Source organism: Enterococcus sp. CSURQ0835, assembly GCF_902706605.1.
In the GTDB taxonomy this organism is placed as follows: Bacteria; Bacillota; Bacilli; order Lactobacillales; family Enterococcaceae; genus Enterococcus_A.
Genome location: NZ_CACSLH010000008.1, coordinates 1 through 15,258, shown reverse-complemented (window position 1 = coordinate 15,258; position 15,258 = coordinate 1). Strand labels below are relative to the sequence as shown.

Annotated in this window: 11 protein-coding genes; all 11 read left to right on the top strand. The window is 42.4% G+C overall.

Annotation, left to right across the window (positions count from 1 at the left end; translation table 11 throughout):
* Positions 1–2: 2 nt before the first annotated feature.
* The 11 genes from rfbA (at position 3) to GVJ38_RS04865 (ending at position 15,112) form a co-directional block, all read left to right on the top strand.
* On the top strand, positions 3–875 hold the full coding sequence (rfbA, locus tag GVJ38_RS04915; protein ID WP_159722065.1) for a glucose-1-phosphate thymidylyltransferase RfbA: 873 nt from the start codon (positions 3–5) through the stop codon (positions 873–875).
* 10 nt (positions 876–885) lie between these two features.
* On the top strand, positions 886–1,458 hold the full coding sequence (gene rfbC / locus GVJ38_RS04910; protein ID WP_200849458.1) for a dTDP-4-dehydrorhamnose 3,5-epimerase: 573 nt from the start codon (positions 886–888) through the stop codon (positions 1,456–1,458).
* An 18-nt stretch (positions 1,459–1,476) separates the two neighbouring features.
* Positions 1,477–2,505 carry a dTDP-glucose 4,6-dehydratase gene (gene rfbB / locus GVJ38_RS04905; RefSeq protein ID WP_159722063.1) on the top strand — a complete coding sequence of 343 codons (1,029 nt, stop codon included), beginning with the start codon at positions 1,477–1,479 and terminating at the stop codon, positions 2,503–2,505.
* A 130-nt stretch (positions 2,506–2,635) separates the two neighbouring features.
* Positions 2,636–3,478: a dTDP-4-dehydrorhamnose reductase gene (rfbD, locus tag GVJ38_RS04900; protein WP_159722062.1), complete on the top strand. Its 843-nt coding sequence runs from the start codon at positions 2,636–2,638 to the stop codon at positions 3,476–3,478.
* Between the two features lie 33 nt (positions 3,479–3,511).
* The gene (locus GVJ38_RS04895) at positions 3,512–4,357 is read left to right on the top strand and encodes a glycosyltransferase (protein WP_235032820.1); all 846 of its coding nucleotides are present in this window, start codon (positions 3,512–3,514) and stop codon (positions 4,355–4,357) included.
* Positions 4,332–6,344 (top strand): DUF7657 domain-containing protein, encoded by a 2,013-nt coding sequence (locus tag GVJ38_RS04890; protein WP_159722060.1) that lies wholly within the window; start codon positions 4,332–4,334, stop codon positions 6,342–6,344. Before GVJ38_RS04895 ends, GVJ38_RS04890 begins: the two co-directional genes overlap by 26 nt.
* 34 nt (positions 6,345–6,378) lie before the next feature.
* On the top strand, positions 6,379–7,584 hold the full coding sequence (locus GVJ38_RS04885; protein ID WP_159722059.1) for an EpaQ family protein: 1,206 nt from the start codon (positions 6,379–6,381) through the stop codon (positions 7,582–7,584).
* Positions 7,585–7,724: 140 nt separating this feature from the next.
* Positions 7,725–8,534, top strand: coding sequence for an ABC transporter permease (locus GVJ38_RS04880; RefSeq protein WP_159722058.1), 810 nt, complete (start codon positions 7,725–7,727; stop codon positions 8,532–8,534).
* Between the two features lie 12 nt (positions 8,535–8,546).
* A complete protein-coding gene (locus tag GVJ38_RS04875) occupies positions 8,547–9,755 on the top strand; it encodes an ABC transporter ATP-binding protein (protein ID WP_159722057.1) in 1,209 nt (402 codons plus the stop codon).
* Positions 9,756–9,757: 2 nt separating this feature from the next.
* Complete coding sequence (locus tag GVJ38_RS04870; protein WP_159722056.1) at positions 9,758–12,940, top strand: glycosyltransferase; 3,183 nt, start codon at positions 9,758–9,760, stop codon at positions 12,938–12,940.
* Positions 12,941–12,946: 6 nt separating this feature from the next.
* Complete coding sequence (locus GVJ38_RS04865; RefSeq protein ID WP_159722055.1) at positions 12,947–15,112, top strand: glycosyltransferase family 2 protein; 2,166 nt, start codon at positions 12,947–12,949, stop codon at positions 15,110–15,112.
* The last annotated feature ends 146 nt before the right edge of the window (positions 15,113–15,258 follow it).

Here is a 15,258-nt window from a genome sequence, read left to right as displayed (position 1 = left end):
AAATGAAAGGAATCATTTTAGCTGGCGGCAGCGGAACACGTTTGTATCCGTTGACCAAAGCCACTTCAAAACAATTAATGCCGATCTACGATAAACCGATGATCTATTATCCAATGTCTACTTTGATGTTAGCGGGGATCAAAGAAATTTTGATCATTTCGACTCCGCAAGATACACCACGCTTTGAAGAATTATTTGGAGACGGCTCTGATTTAGGTATCTCGATTGAATATGCCGTTCAAGCAAGTCCTGATGGGTTGGCGCAAGCTTTCATTATTGGGGAAGAGTTTATCGGTTCTGATAGTGTTTGTCTCGTGTTAGGCGATAATATTTATTACGGCGACGGACTGTCGAAAATGTTGCAACGCGCAGCTAGTAAAGAAACTGGTGCGACTGTTTTTGGTTATCACGTCAATGATCCAGAACGTTTCGGCGTAGTAGAATTCGATGATGACATGCGGGCGGTTTCGATTGAAGAAAAACCTGAAGCACCAAAATCTCATTATGCAGTTACCGGCTTATATTTTTACGACAACGATGTGATCGAAATCGCTAAAAATATCAAACCTTCTGCACGCGGCGAGTTAGAGATCACCGATGTCAACAAAGAATATTTGAAACGCAACAAATTATCTGTCGAAGTGATGAGCCGCGGCTTTGCTTGGTTAGATACCGGGACTCACGAATCATTACTTGAAGCTTCAACATTTATTTCAACGATCGAAAAACGCCAAAACTTAAAAGTCGCGTGTCTAGAAGAGATCGCCTACCGAATGGGCTACATCACCCGTGAACACATGGTAGAACTAGCACAACCATTGAAGAAAAATCAATACGGACAATACTTATTACATTTAGCAAAAGAGGGCGAATAAGATGGGGAAATTGGTCGTAACGAATACGAATTTGACTGACGTAAAAATCGTGGAGCCAGCTGTTTTTGGCGATCACCGTGGTTTTTTCACGGAAAGCTATTCCGAAAAAGATTTTAAAGCAGCTGGGATCGATTTTGATTTTATCCAAGACAATCATTCTCTTTCGACCCAACCAGGTGTCTTACGGGGATTGCATTTTCAAAAAGGCAAATCAGCCCAAACTAAATTGATTCGGGTCGTGACGGGCGCTGTTTTAGATGTGATCGTTGACATTCGTAAAGGCAGCCCAACTTATGGTAAATGGGAGGGCTACATTTTGTCAGAATACAATCACCGTCAATTGTTAGTACCAAAAGGTTATGCGCATGGTTTCGTAACGTTGACGCCTGATGTGAATTTCTTGTACAAATGTGATAATTATTATGATGCGCAAGCAGATGGCGGGATCGCATTTGATGATCCAGAACTTGCGATCGATTGGCCGATCGCGATCGACAAAGCGATCACGTCTGATAAAGATAAAAAACATCCTACCTTGAAAGAATTTGAAGCAGACAATCCTTTCGTTTATGGTGAGATCTAAAAAGGAGAACAACTAAGTATGAAAAATATCATCGTGACCGGCGGCGCGGGATTCATTGGCTCAAACTTTGTCCATTATGTGGTGAACAACCATCCTGAGGTCCATGTGACAGTCTTAGATAAATTGACTTATGCCGGTAATAAAGCAAACTTGGCTGGACTACCAGCAGACCGCGTTGAATTAGTCGTAGGCGATATCGCGGACGCAAAAATCGTGGATGAATTAGTTGCCAAAGCGGATGCAGTCGTGCATTACGCAGCGGAATCCCATAATGATAATTCATTGAAAGATCCGTATCCCTTTGTGGAAACGAATTTGATCGGGACGTATACATTGATCGAAGCTTGCCGTAAATATGACGTGCGCTTCCATCACGTCTCGACTGATGAAGTGTATGGTGATCTGCCATTACGAAAAGATCTGCCAGGACATGGCGATGGCCCCGGTGAAAAATTTACGGATAAAACGCCTTACAATCCATCAAGTCCTTATTCATCTACTAAAGCAGGCTCTGATTTATTAGTGAAAGCGTGGGTCCGTTCATTTGGCTTGCGGGCAACAATCTCAAATTGCTCTAACAACTATGGACCTTACCAACATATTGAAAAATTCATTCCGCGTCAGATCACGAATATTTTAAGCGGCATTCGACCAAAACTTTATGGCGATGGTAAAAATGTTCGAGACTGGATTCACACGAATGATCATTCTTCAGCGGTTTGGACGATTTTGACTAAAGGCGAGATCGGCGAAACGTATTTGATCGGTGCAGATGGTGAACAAGATAATATTACCGTTTTAGAGTTGATCTTAGAATTGATGGGTCAACCAAAAGATGCGTATGATCATGTGAAAGATCGTCCGGGTCACGACTTACGGTATGCGATCGATTCAACTAAGTTACGCGAAGAACTAGGTTGGAAGCCGCAGTTCACGAATTTCCGTGATGGTTTGGCTGCTACGATCCAATGGTACACTGACAACCGCGAATGGTGGGAAGCTGAAAAACAAGCTGTCGAACAAAAATACGCGAAAAACGGACAATAAAGATCGAGGGACTGGGACTGTCTGGTGCTAGTCCCTTTCCGTATAAACAAAAGCCATGTCTTTTGCGCATCGGAACTGGAAAAATTTTGTTCAATGTTTGAAATGCACGTTTCAAGGAGGAAAAGTAAAAATGATTTTACTGACAGGTGGAAATGGCCAACTAGGGACTGAATTGCGCCATTTATTAGATGAAAAGAAAATGGATTACGTCTCAACGGATGCGCATGATTTAGATATTACGGATGAAGCTGCGACGATGAAGTATATCACGGAATTAAAACCGGAATTGATTTATCATTGTGCAGCGTATACCGCTGTTGATAAAGCTGAAGATGAAGGCAAAGAATTAGATGAAAAAATCAATGTTGACGGGACACGTAATGTTGCCAATGCCGCCAAAGCAGCTGGTTCGACTTTAGTTTACATCAGTACGGATTATGTCTTTGATGGGAAGAAAAAAGATGGCATGTACGCCGTGGATGATCAAACGAATCCGCAAAATGAATATGGTCGGACGAAATTATTAGGCGAACAAGCAGTTCAAGAGATCATGGAAGATTACTACATTATCCGGACTTCTTGGGTCTTTGGGATCTATGGACATAATTTTATTTATACGATGCAAAAATTAGCGGAGACACATGATCAGCTGACTGTGGTCAACGATCAATTTGGTCGCCCGACTTGGACTCGGACGTTAGCTGAGTTCATGGTATATGTGATCGAGAAAAGCGCACCATTTGGCGTGTATCATTTATCAAATGAAAATAGTTGCTCATGGTATGAATTTGCAAAAGAGATCTTAAAAGAGACGAACGTCAAAGTTTTACCGGTCACTAGTGCTGAATATCCGCAAAAAGCAACACGTCCGCAATATTCAGTGATGGATCTAAGTAAAGCAGAAAATCTTGGCTTTAAGATCCCGACTTGGCAAGAAGCGTTAGCTAAGTTTATCGCGTTAGAAAAAGCGTAAAGATGGAAGATGGAGGAAAGTAAGTTGTTTGATATGGTGATCGTGTTGTATAAAATGACCGCAAGTGAGTCAAAGACCGTTCAAAGTCTCAAACAACTGCTTTCGTCTACTGATTATCCGGAGCTGCGGCAGATTTATTTAATCGATAATAGTCCTACCAAAAATCAGCCTGAACAGTTAGCGCCACGTTTTTCTTATCAGTGGCAAGCTGAAAATAGCGGACTAGCCAAAGCATATAATGACGTGTGGCCGCAAAGTGTTAAAGCTGGTTGCAAGTGGCTGGTGACCTTAGATCAAGATACGGAGTTGAATGCTGCGTATTTACAAAAAATGATCAGCGCGCAAAAAAACGCGACTGAACGAACGGCGTTGATCGCGCCGATTATTTATGATCATAACCAGCAGATCTCACCCGTTTTTACTACGAGCTTGCGGCCGTTACATAATATTTTACCGACTAGCGGCAACTACACGAAAGACGTCATGGCGATCAATTCCGGGCTAGCCGTCGCGTTAGATTTTTTAGCGGCTTGCGGTGGGTACAATGAAGAATTTCCACTGGATTATTTAGATCATTGGCTCAGCTGGCAAGTCTTTCAAACAAATCAGACGCTGCAAGTCTTGGCGGTCACGATCGAACATGAGTTGAGTGTGTTGACTCCAAAAACGTTGAGTCATGAACGGTATCAAAAAATTTTAGCAGCAGAAACGCACTTTTATCAAACGTATCACGTGGCACAGTTGCCAGCGTTCAAAAAACAATTACTGTTGCGCGGGATCAAACAGCTGTTTCAACGGCGCGTAAAAGATGCGCTTTGGACGTTGAGACAGTGGAAAAATGTTGGAGGAACCAATGGAAAGCAGAAAACAAATACGTAAACGACAACAATCCAACAAACCAAAAATCGGATCGCGCCTCCTTAACCAGCTGATCAAGTTTCGTTACCTGATCGGCCTTTTTGCGCTGATTTTAATCGTGGCATTGAACTTGAATGGCAGCTCACTAAATGTATGGGATAATTATGTCGCGCAACGAAATGACGGTAAGACGACCGATGTGTTGTTTGGCAAAGCGCGCACGATCCGTTCTGATGAATGGCGGGTCCAAGCACCTTTTTATTTTTCTCAGACGGAAGCGGATTATCCCGTGAATAACCCTGATTATGGGCTGGAAGGTCAAAATATGATCGTAGCGTATAACGCGCCAGTCAAAGACTTGACTGCGATCGGAAAACCGTTTAACTGGGGCTTTTTCTTTTTAGGTCGTGATCACGGGCTCGCTTTTTATTGGGGCTTCAAACTGATTGGGATGTTGCTGTTAGCGTTTGAAGTGTCGCTGATCTTAACAAAAAAAAGGCGAGGATTATCTTTGATTGGAGCCGCCTTGATTACTTTTTCACCGGCCGTGCAGTGGTGGTTCATGCAACACGCAGGTGATTTAGTTTTTTTCACCTTAGGCTTGATGCTGGCGTTTTACCATTACTTTGCCCAGCATGAAAAACGCTGGCTACGTTTATTAATGGTTTTACTCGCGATGGTGTGCGGGCTCGGTTTTGTTTTGGTGATCTATCCGGCGCATCAAGTGTTGTTTGGTTACTTTTTGTTGTTTTGGGTCATAGCCGTCGTCGTGCATTTTAGGAAAAAAGTTAACTGGGACCTTTTGGATCTTTTATTGATCGTACCAGCTGTAGCTGTGGTCAGTTACACATTGTGGCATTTCTATCAGCTTTCAAGCTCGGCGATCACGGCTTCTTTAGACACGGTTTATCCTGGTCGACGGATCGCAACTGGTGGCAAGTGGCCCATTTGGCGTTTGTTTTTATTTTTAACGAATTGGAAATTGCCGTTTGCAACTGGGGCGCCGTATGAAAATCAAGTCGAAAGTGCCAACTTCTTTAATTTGTATTTGATCAGTGTGCCGGCTGGGCTTGTCGTCTTTAAAACGAAACAATTGCGGCAGAAAAACTTTTTCGTTTGGCCGATCTTTTTATTTTCATTTTTTGTGTTGTTTTGGTTATTGGTCGGACTTCCAGCTGAAGCGGCGAAGTGGACATTGCTTTCGTTTGTCGTGACGAAACGTGCGATGTTGCCATTTGGTTTTGCGGCAGCCTTAGTCACCATCTGGCTGCTGGGTGTTTTAGCTGAAAAGGCGATCTTTAGTCGCACGATCAATTGGTTGTTGATTGGCTTGAGCGGCGTGTGCGTCAGTGTGCCGCTATTGACCTCTAAAATCAACGGCTATTTAACTGAACCGGAGCTTGCAGCTACGATCATCATTTATCTTTTTCTAATGGGACTTGTTTTGTTCCGTCAAAAAATCGCGGGCTTACTTTTACTTGCTATCACCATCGTTATGGGTTGCTTTGTCAATCCGATCACAGAAGGTACAGGGGCGATCTTTGAAAAAAGTTTAGCGCAAGCGATCCAGTTGCAAAATAAAAAAGATCCTGACAAATTATGGCTGACAGAAGGAGCGCTTTACAATTTCACTCCGGCACTGGGTGTTCGCTCATTGAATACGGTGCGCTTTTATCCGGATGCGAAATTGTGGCAGCAAGCAGATCCCGCAGGACATCATGAAAAAGTCTACAATCGTTATGCTCACATGACGGCTTTTGTTACTCCCAAGCCGACGAGTTACGATTTAACGTATGCTGATTCGTTTACGATGGATTTAAATTTCCGCTTAGTTGAAAAATTAGGTGTCAATTACGTAGTTAGTCAACGGATGTTAGAAAATTACAATTCGTTGAACGCCTTACAATTTATTCGGGTCTATGGACCAGAAAGTGACGGTTGGTCGATCTATCAAGTGAAGTCGTCCAGTGAGTCAGCTGAGTCGCTGAATGCGGTCGGTCCGCAATAGCAAGTACTAAAAATTAGTTTAAAAAGGAGCGCCTATGGAAAAGCATCGTCAATGGTTGGATCTGATCAGTGTCGTCGCATTGAGCGCGATGCTCCTCGCTTGTTTTTATTTATGGTTACAAGGAGTAGATACCAATGCTAAATTACAATTTTATTTGCAATTACCCCGCTGGCTCACATTAGGGGCAGTCGCTGTTTTAGGACTGAATGTGGGCCGGTTAGAAATCGGAGATGTGATCTGGCTTGTGATCGCGGTCTTGTCGGTGATCGTTTTTAGTTTTTTTGCTGATCTTCGTCAAGCTGACTTTTTCTTAAATGCGATCCCAGCGACTTTCATTATTTTAGTGTTGGATTTTAAATTAGTTCCGTTTAGCAAGCGTGTTCGGTTAGCTTTAGCGATCCTCAGCGCCTTCTTGTTACTGGTCACCTTTTATCGAATCTTGACGGAGATCCCCCAACCGCCAAATGGTCGTTCGATCTGGGCGCTGGGAAATGAATTGAAAGCGATCTGGGTCAACACTAATACTATTGGTGAATTAGTGATGTGTGAGACACTTTTGGCGATTTGCTTATTCCAGTCTAGCTTGAAGCGCAGTTTCTTTTTGACACTTCCTTTAGCTGTTGTCGGGTTAGCAGGAACATGGGTCGTGCAATCAAAAGCTGCTTTATATGCGCTAGTAGTTTTTTGTGGCTTGCAGCTGATCAATCAATTTTTAAAAGGCAAAGGGCGTTTCATCTATGGCGGTGGGATCAGTTTGTTTTTACTATTGATCTTACCGATTTCCTATGTAGCTGCCAAAGCTGAATCGATCAATTTATTTACGGGCCGAGAAGAGATCTGGCGTGATTTTTTTAATCAATTAGTTAAAAGCCGTGGGCAGATCTGGCTGGGGATGAAGCCGTTTGTTTTTTATCGCAACGGGGAGGCGTTGAGTTACCACAGTAGTTACGTAGCCTTGTGGGGACACTTTGGTTTGATCGGTGTGATCTTAGTCTTAAGTTTTATTTTGTACATGGTTTGGCAAATCGTCTTGCAAAAAGAGCGCGTGCAGTTGCGTTTGAGTTTTTTGATCGGTTTTATCGCGATCTTATTGCAGTCCATGATGGAAGAAACGTTAGTGGCAGTCTTTTGGTTTCCGCTGACGATCAGTTTGTTGGGGTTAGCACTTCAAAATTTCGAAAAAACTTTACCTATCGTGAAAAATACGCGCACGACGCGCAGTTACCGACATCAAAAATAGTTTAAAAATAAGTTTAGATCGTCAGATAGCTAGACTTATTTTTTTGCCTACCTTGCTTTTAAACTATGGATTAAGTAAAATAGCAATGTTAGACTTAGCGAAAATTTTCATAAAAAAAAGAGTAAACGAAAGGAATAAAAATGTTTAAAGAGGTATTTGGTTTTTTCAAGGATATTATTCAAAACAGAGTCTTATTAAAACAATTTTCAATCAATGATTTTAAAGCACGTTATGCGGGTTCCGCTTTGGGGATCTTTTGGGCGTTTGCCAATCCACTGGTAATGGTCGTGACGTACTGGTTTGTCTTCAGTGTTGGTTTCAAAGCAGCGATGACCGATGGACATCCTTTCATCGTCTTCTTACTGACTGGGCTCGTACCGTGGATGTATTTTTCTGAAGTATTAGGCGCAGCGACCAATGTGTTCCGTGAGTACAGCTATTTAGTCAAAAAAGTCGTCTTCAACATTCGGATCTTGCCAACGTTGAAATTAGTTTCCTCGCTGTTCATGCACGTGTTCTTTATTGCGATAACTTTTGTCGTGGCAGCTTTTAACCATATTTATCCTTCATTTCAAACATTGCAGATCGTTTATTATTTATTTGCGATGATGATGTTTTTGACTGGCATAACGTGGATCACGTCATCGATCCAACCATTTTTCCCAGACATCAACCAGTTTATCGTCGTGATCATGCAAGCTTTGATGTGGGGCACGCCAGTCTTGTGGAGTATCACCGTCTTCGGAAACCATCCGACTATCCAATTTATTTTGAAATTCAATCCGATGTTTTATGTGGTCCAAGGCTATCGTGATGCCTTCTTTGGAGAGCAATGGTTTTGGCAAAAACCGCTACTGTCGGTATATTTTTGGCTCGTGACGATCATTTTACTTTTAATTGGTGCTTGGATGTTCAAACGTTTGAAACCACATTTTTCTGATGTGTTATAAAAGGAGAACAGTATGACTGAAACAGTAATCGAAATCAAACATTTAACGAAAAAATATGATATGTACAAAAAACCTTCTGATCGTTTGAAAGAAGCGATGAGTATTCGGCGGAAAAATTATCACGATGTTTTTTATGCGCTGAATGATGTGAATGTCTCCGTCAAAGAAGGCGAGATGATCGGCTTTATCGGTGAAAATGGTTCTGGTAAGTCAACAATTTTAAAAATCATCACCGGTGTGTTAACGCCATCAAGTGGTGAGATCCACATTAAAGGAAATATCGCGGCTTTGCTGGAATTAGGTTCAGGGTTCAATCCAGAATACAGCGGCTATGAAAATATTTTTCTAAACGGGATGGTCTTAGGTTACTCTCGTGAAGAAATGGAAGAAAAAGTCGATGACATCATCAACTTTGCCGATATTGGCGATCATTTGTATCAACCAGTTAAAACGTATTCCAGCGGGATGTTCGTTCGGTTAGCGTTTGCGGTTGCCATCAATGTCGATCCCGATATTTTGATCGTCGATGAAGCGTTAGCGGTTGGGGATTTGGAATTCCAATTGAAATGTATGGAAAAATTTACCGAGCTGCGGAATGCCGGCAAAACGATCTTGTTCGTTTCCCATGATGTCAATGCCGTACGTCGTTTTTGTGACCGGGTCTACTGGTTGAAAAATGGTGTGGTAGAAGCAGAAGGCAAAACGATGGAGATCACAGAAGACTACGAAAACTTCTTGAAGAAAAAATCATTGAAGACAGTCGATCGGGAAACATCGGCTAAAGATGAATTTTCGGCTCACGATATCGTGGAAGTCAACTCAGCGGAATTGTTGAATGGCGATTTGAATCCAGTCGAAGAAGCGGTGGAACAAGATAGTAAAGTCATCGTTCGAGTGACATACACAGTCAAAGATGATTCTATCAAAAAACCAGTTTTAGGGGTGGCGATCCGGACCGTTGATAACAATTATGTTTGCGGGTTGAACACGTTACTAGATGAGACAACGATCCCGTGGCAAAAAGGGAAAAATGTTTTTTACATCGAGTATGAAAAGATGGCGCTTTTAGGTGGCGAGTATTATTTCGATATCGCAGTCTTTGAAGAAAATGCTACCGTACCACTCGTCTATAAAACGCGTTACGTGACGATGTTCATTACCGGGAAATATGTCGGTGAAGGGATCGTCGTGCTAGATCACACTTGGAAGGATAAAATTTAATCATGAAATATGACTTTGATTTATCACTGGATGAACATACGAGTGTCGGAAAAATCATCAGCCAAATCAAAAAAGGCAGCCGGGTCCTAGAGTTTGGGCCCGGCAATGGTCGTATGACGAACTATTTGATCTCAGAATTAGATTGTGAAGTGGCGATCGTCGAATTTGATCCCGTGTTGTACGAACACGTGATGGGCTTTGCGCAAGATGGTTTTTTAGGCAATATTGAAGACTATACATGGTGCGATCATTTCAAAGGAAAAACATTTGACTATATCGTTTTTGCCGATGTCTTGGAGCATTTGACTGATTCAGAAGAAGCATTACGCCAAGCGCGAAAATTTTTAACCGAGCAAGGCGAGATCTTGATCACATTTCCCAATGTCGCCCACAACTCTGTCTTGATCGATCTGTTCAATAATAAATTAAATTGGAACGAATATGGGTTGCTGGATCGGACGCATAATAGTTTTTATACCGAGTCTGGTTTTGAAGCGTTGTTTGCGCGCCTTGACTTGCATATCGTAAAAGAAGATTATACGTATTCGCAAGTGGGGCAAAACGAGATCGAGACAAGCTATGAAGATCTGCCAGAAGTTACGCGGTTTGAATTTAAAAATCGTCCGTATGGTGAGGTCTATCAATATTTCTTTGCTTTGACGAAACAGGCGGTGGAACAACCAGAACGTGCGACGCCAATCAATTCCAATTACAATAAACAAATGCAACTGGCTTATGTCAAAGCTGGTAAATATGAAGTCGTTCCTTACATTTTTAACAATCACACTGGCGAAAATAAAGTGACGACCCATAAAGTTCCGCAAGAAATCGATGAGCTTCGTGTCGTGATCGGAAAATTGCCTTCGACAGCGCGCTTTTCAGTCGTAGCCGATAATAAGCTCGTGCCGGTCAAAAAGACGAATGCCGACTGGTTCAGCGAAGATCTGTATGTTTTCAATCATATCGTGGAAGAACCGTTTGTGATCTTTGACGGCGCTCATGTGGCTGGGAAATACATCACCGTTACGGTTGAGATTTTGAACGAAGAAGAATTTTTCCCAACTGAATCGTTGATCATCCAAGATTTGGAAGACGAACGATCCAAAAATCGGCTGCAACGATTAAAGCTCGATTTTTATGATGCTTACCACTATAACTTGGCAGAAGTGCCGTATAAAAAAGCGGAAGAGTATGAAGACAAGATCAAATTAGTAATTGAATCGATCGAAAACAATGAAGAAGAAAACCAAGTCATCGTTCGAGGCTGGGGTTTTACTCGCGACAAACACGAGCCGCTCGATTATTTGCTAGCTGATTCAGCTAATGATTTTAAAGTAGCCCACTTGTTCCGACTCGATGTCAATGAGACTCATGACTTACCGGATGGTGAAAAATATGGTTTCTTACTTACTGTCGATAATATGCAGATCATTCATGATTTAAAACTATTAGCCGTACCGAAAAAAGAAGATGTCGTCTATCCATTTATCGCGGAATTACCGAAACCGCCAAAATTATCGTTGTATCGCAAGACTCGTTTTGCATTAGGTGCTGTTCGTCGACAAGGGATTCGGGGCGCGTATCAAAACTACCAACGACAAAAACAATTCGAATCAGCTTATGATGAATGGATCAAAGTCACCGAGGTCGATTGGAAAAATCAATTGATCGAAGAGACCCAAACGTTAGCAGAGCGGCCGAAAATCTCACTAGTCGTTCCTGTTTATAACGTGGAAGAAAAATGGCTGCGAGCCTGTGTTGCTTCCTTGACTCATCAGCTGTACGACAATTGGGAATTATGTTTAGCAGACGATGCGTCACCAAAACCTCACATCAAACCATTGTTGAATGAATTAGCCGATAGTGATCCGCGGATCAAAGTCGTTTTCCGGCCGAAAAACGGACATATCTCAGAAGCAACGAATTCGGCGATCGAACTAGCTACGGGAGACTACATCGGCTTTATGGATAATGATGATGTGTTAGCCGAGACGGCGCTTTTAGAAATGGTCAAAGCCATCAATGAAGATTCCGAACGTGAATTTTTCTATACGGACGAAGACAAACTTTCCATGAGTGCGAAACGATTCGATCCATTCTTCAAACCGAATTGGAATGAGACCCTTTTATTAGGACATAACTATATTACGCATTTCGTGGTCGTTAAACGGAACTTGCTGGATCAAATTGGCGGCTTGCGCAGTGAATTCAACGGTAGCCAAGATTATGATTTCGTGTTGCGAGCGACTGAAGCGGCTAAAAAAATCTATCATATCCCACGCATGTTGTATCATTGGCGAACGATTGAAACGTCAGTTGCGATGGACCCACAAAGCAAAGAATATGCGTATGTAGCTGGGAAAAATGCGTTACAATCAGCACTTGAACGCCGTGGTTTGGCGGGCTCTGTCAGCATGACGGAAAATTATGGTGCTTATAAAATCGAACTTGATTACGATCAAACACAAAATGTTTCGATTTTATTTACGAGTGAACCAACTGACCAAAACGTGATCGAAAAATTAGTGACGTTGATCGATTGGGAAAATTATGAAGTCATCTTACCACCGACTTTTGAAGGCAAGATCACGGATGCTCACGTGCGTTTTGTTTCAGGGGATGTCAACGAACAAGCAAAAGCTGCAAAGGGCGAATATCTTATTTTCTTAGCCCCTGATTTAGTACCAGTGAAAAAAGCGTGGCTCAAAGCGGCGTTAAACTTTGGTCATTTGCCAACTGTCGGCTTAGTCAGCGGGAAAATTTTGACAGAACATGCAGCGATTTTAAATTGCGGTGTCATCATTCGACCTGACCAGCAGACGTTATATTACGAACAGCAAGGGGTTTCAGATAAAACGATCGGGACGTATTTCCGTCCGACTCTACCGCGGGAGATTTTTAGTGCGACTGAGGATTGTTTAGGGATCACAAAGGCTGATTTTGAAAAGCTAAACGGATTTGACTTGAACTTGCCACCGCAATTAAAAGGGGTCGATCTCAGTTTGCGGGTCGTACAAGAATTAAATAAAAAAGTCGTGTTCGATCCGTACTTCAGCTTTACGAGCCAGCAAACGGAACGCTTTAGTTTACCGGATGGACAATTTGCCTTATTAAATGCTAAATATTCACCGGAACAACTGCATGATCCGTACACGAATTTCAATCAATTTAAACTATGGAGGTAACAAAAGATGCCAACCGATGAGCTGATCGTCTGTATCGATTCCAGTGGTTTTGAAGCTGGTAAAAAAATCACCACCATCAAAGGCTGGGCGTTGGATTCAAAAACGAAAACCGCACCGGAATTGATCGTTGATCCGAAAAATATCAGTGATTATACGTTAGATCGCTATCCGCGCTCAGACGTAGCCGAATTGCACAAGACGAGTGCAGCTTTAGCGAGCGGCTTTACTTTAACCTTGGAAGTCAAAGATCCTGAGCAACCGATCACATTGACTTTTCGCAGTGACAATCAAGAACATGTGGAACTGATCGAGCCCAAAAAAGCGATTGGTGTCGTGCCAGAAACACCGGCGGCACCTTCTGCTTTTCAACGAGCGCTGACAAAGACCCGCAAAGGATTCCGTTACTTGAAGCACAACGGGTTGAAAAATACATTGCGGCGAGTGAAGATCGAGCAAACGAAACAAAGCGCTGAACGCTATCAGCAGTGGATCGCTCAAAATGAAAATTGGGATGAAGCTGCGATCCAAAAAGAAATCGCGAGCTTTACTTACCAGCCGCTGATTTCGATTTTGATGCCTAGCTATAATGTGGATGAAAAATGGTTGAGCAAATGTATCGAGTCAGTCCAACACCAATTTTATGAAAACTGGGAGCTTTGTATCGCAGATGATCATTCCACAGATCCTAAGGTCAAACCGCTGCTGGAAAAATTCCAGCAAGCGGACCCGCGGATTAAAGTCGTTTTTCGCCCGGAAAATGGTCATATCTCAAAAGCGACCAATTCAGCACTTGCGATTGCAACCGGTGAATTTGTAGCACTTTTAGATAATGATGATGAGTTAGCACCGATCGCGTTATACGAAGTGGTGAAGTGCTTGAATCAAAATCCTGAATTGGATTTGATCTACAGTGATGAAGATAAGATCGACATGGAAGGGCACCGGTTTGATCCAGCATTTAAACCAGACTTTTCACCGGATCTTTTATTAGGCACGAATTATATTTCACACTTGGGCGTTTATCGTCGGAGCATTATGAATGAAATCGGTGGCTTCCGCGTTGGGTATGAAGGTTCGCAAGATTATGATCTTGTCTTGCGTTTTACGGAAAAGACGAATGCGAAGCGAATCGCTCATATCCCGCAAATTTTATATTATTGGCGGATCTTACCAAGCTCGACTGCGGCTGATCAATCGACGAAAGGCTATGCGTTTGATGCCGGGTTAAAAGCGGTCCAAGATGCACTTGCTCGCCGAAACATCAAAGGAACTGCTACTCACGCGGCCGGCAATGGTTTGTATGATGTGCAATATGAAATCTTAGCCGAAGATTTAGTCAGTGTCATCATTCCGACGAAAAATGGCTACGATGATGTGAAACGTTGTGTCGATTCGATCATTGAAAAAACAACGTACCCTAATTACGAGATCATTATGGCTGACAATGGTTCCGATCAAAAAGAGCTGCAAACTTTATACCACACGTATCAAGAAAAATTAGGCGAACGCTTTGTGGTTGAAGAGATCAACATCCCATTCAATTATTCGCGGATCAATAATTTAGCGGCCCAAAAAGCCAAAGGAAAATATTTATTGTTCTTAAACAATGATACCGAGGTCATCACACCGGAATGGATGAGCAAAATGGTTTCTTTTGCTCAGTTTGATCGAATCGGCTGTGTTGGGGCGAAGCTTTATTACCCAAACCATACAATCCAACATGCTGGAGTGATCTTAGGGTTAGGCGGCGCAGCAGGTCACGGGCATCATACTTTCCCACAAGGTGATTTTGGCTACTTTGGGAAATTAGAGATCAATGTGGATTATTTAGCTGTTACCGCAGCTTGTATGATGATGCGCGCAAAAGATTTCAACGAACTGGGCGGCTTCAATGAGGAATTGACGGTAGCCTTTAACGATGTAGACTTATGTTTGCGGGAATATGAGACCGGTCGGAACAACGTCTGGTTGCATGGGGTTGAACTTTATCACTTTGAATCACAATCACGCGGTTATGAAAATACGCCGGAAAAATTGGAACGTTTCAAAAAAGAAACAGCCTACATGGAAAACAAATGGCAAGCCTATATCGAAAACGATCCTTATTACAATCCTAACTTAACTCGGACTGGCGGCGATTTCGCCGTTCGAATCAAAGAAGAAAACAGCTGATGCAAAAGCTGTTTTTTTCTTTTTGTATGATTTGAAAACCACCTGCTATGCGGGTGGTTCCAAAAAGCTTTTAGCGTGGTATCAAAAAAGCCTCCCAAAATGATAAGATAATGCTGGTTGACCGACCGCATCACTATCAGATTAGG

Coding starts and splice junctions, on each gene's coding strand:
- rfbA (WP_159722065.1), top strand. CDS start 3: ATGAAAGGAATCATTTTAGCTGGCGGCAGCGGAACACGTTTGTATCCG.
- rfbB (WP_159722063.1), top strand. CDS start 1,477: ATGAAAAATATCATCGTGACCGGCGGCGCGGGATTCATTGGCTCAAAC.
- rfbD (WP_159722062.1), top strand. CDS start 2,636: ATGATTTTACTGACAGGTGGAAATGGCCAACTAGGGACTGAATTGCGC.
- GVJ38_RS04895 (WP_235032820.1), top strand. CDS start 3,512: ATGGTGATCGTGTTGTATAAAATGACCGCAAGTGAGTCAAAGACCGTT.
- GVJ38_RS04890 (WP_159722060.1), top strand. CDS start 4,332: ATGGAAAGCAGAAAACAAATACGTAAACGACAACAATCCAACAAACCA.
- GVJ38_RS04885 (WP_159722059.1), top strand. CDS start 6,379: ATGGAAAAGCATCGTCAATGGTTGGATCTGATCAGTGTCGTCGCATTG.
- GVJ38_RS04880 (WP_159722058.1), top strand. CDS start 7,725: ATGTTTAAAGAGGTATTTGGTTTTTTCAAGGATATTATTCAAAACAGA.
- GVJ38_RS04875 (WP_159722057.1), top strand. CDS start 8,547: ATGACTGAAACAGTAATCGAAATCAAACATTTAACGAAAAAATATGAT.
- GVJ38_RS04870 (WP_159722056.1), top strand. CDS start 9,758: ATGAAATATGACTTTGATTTATCACTGGATGAACATACGAGTGTCGGA.
- GVJ38_RS04865 (WP_159722055.1), top strand. CDS start 12,947: ATGCCAACCGATGAGCTGATCGTCTGTATCGATTCCAGTGGTTTTGAA.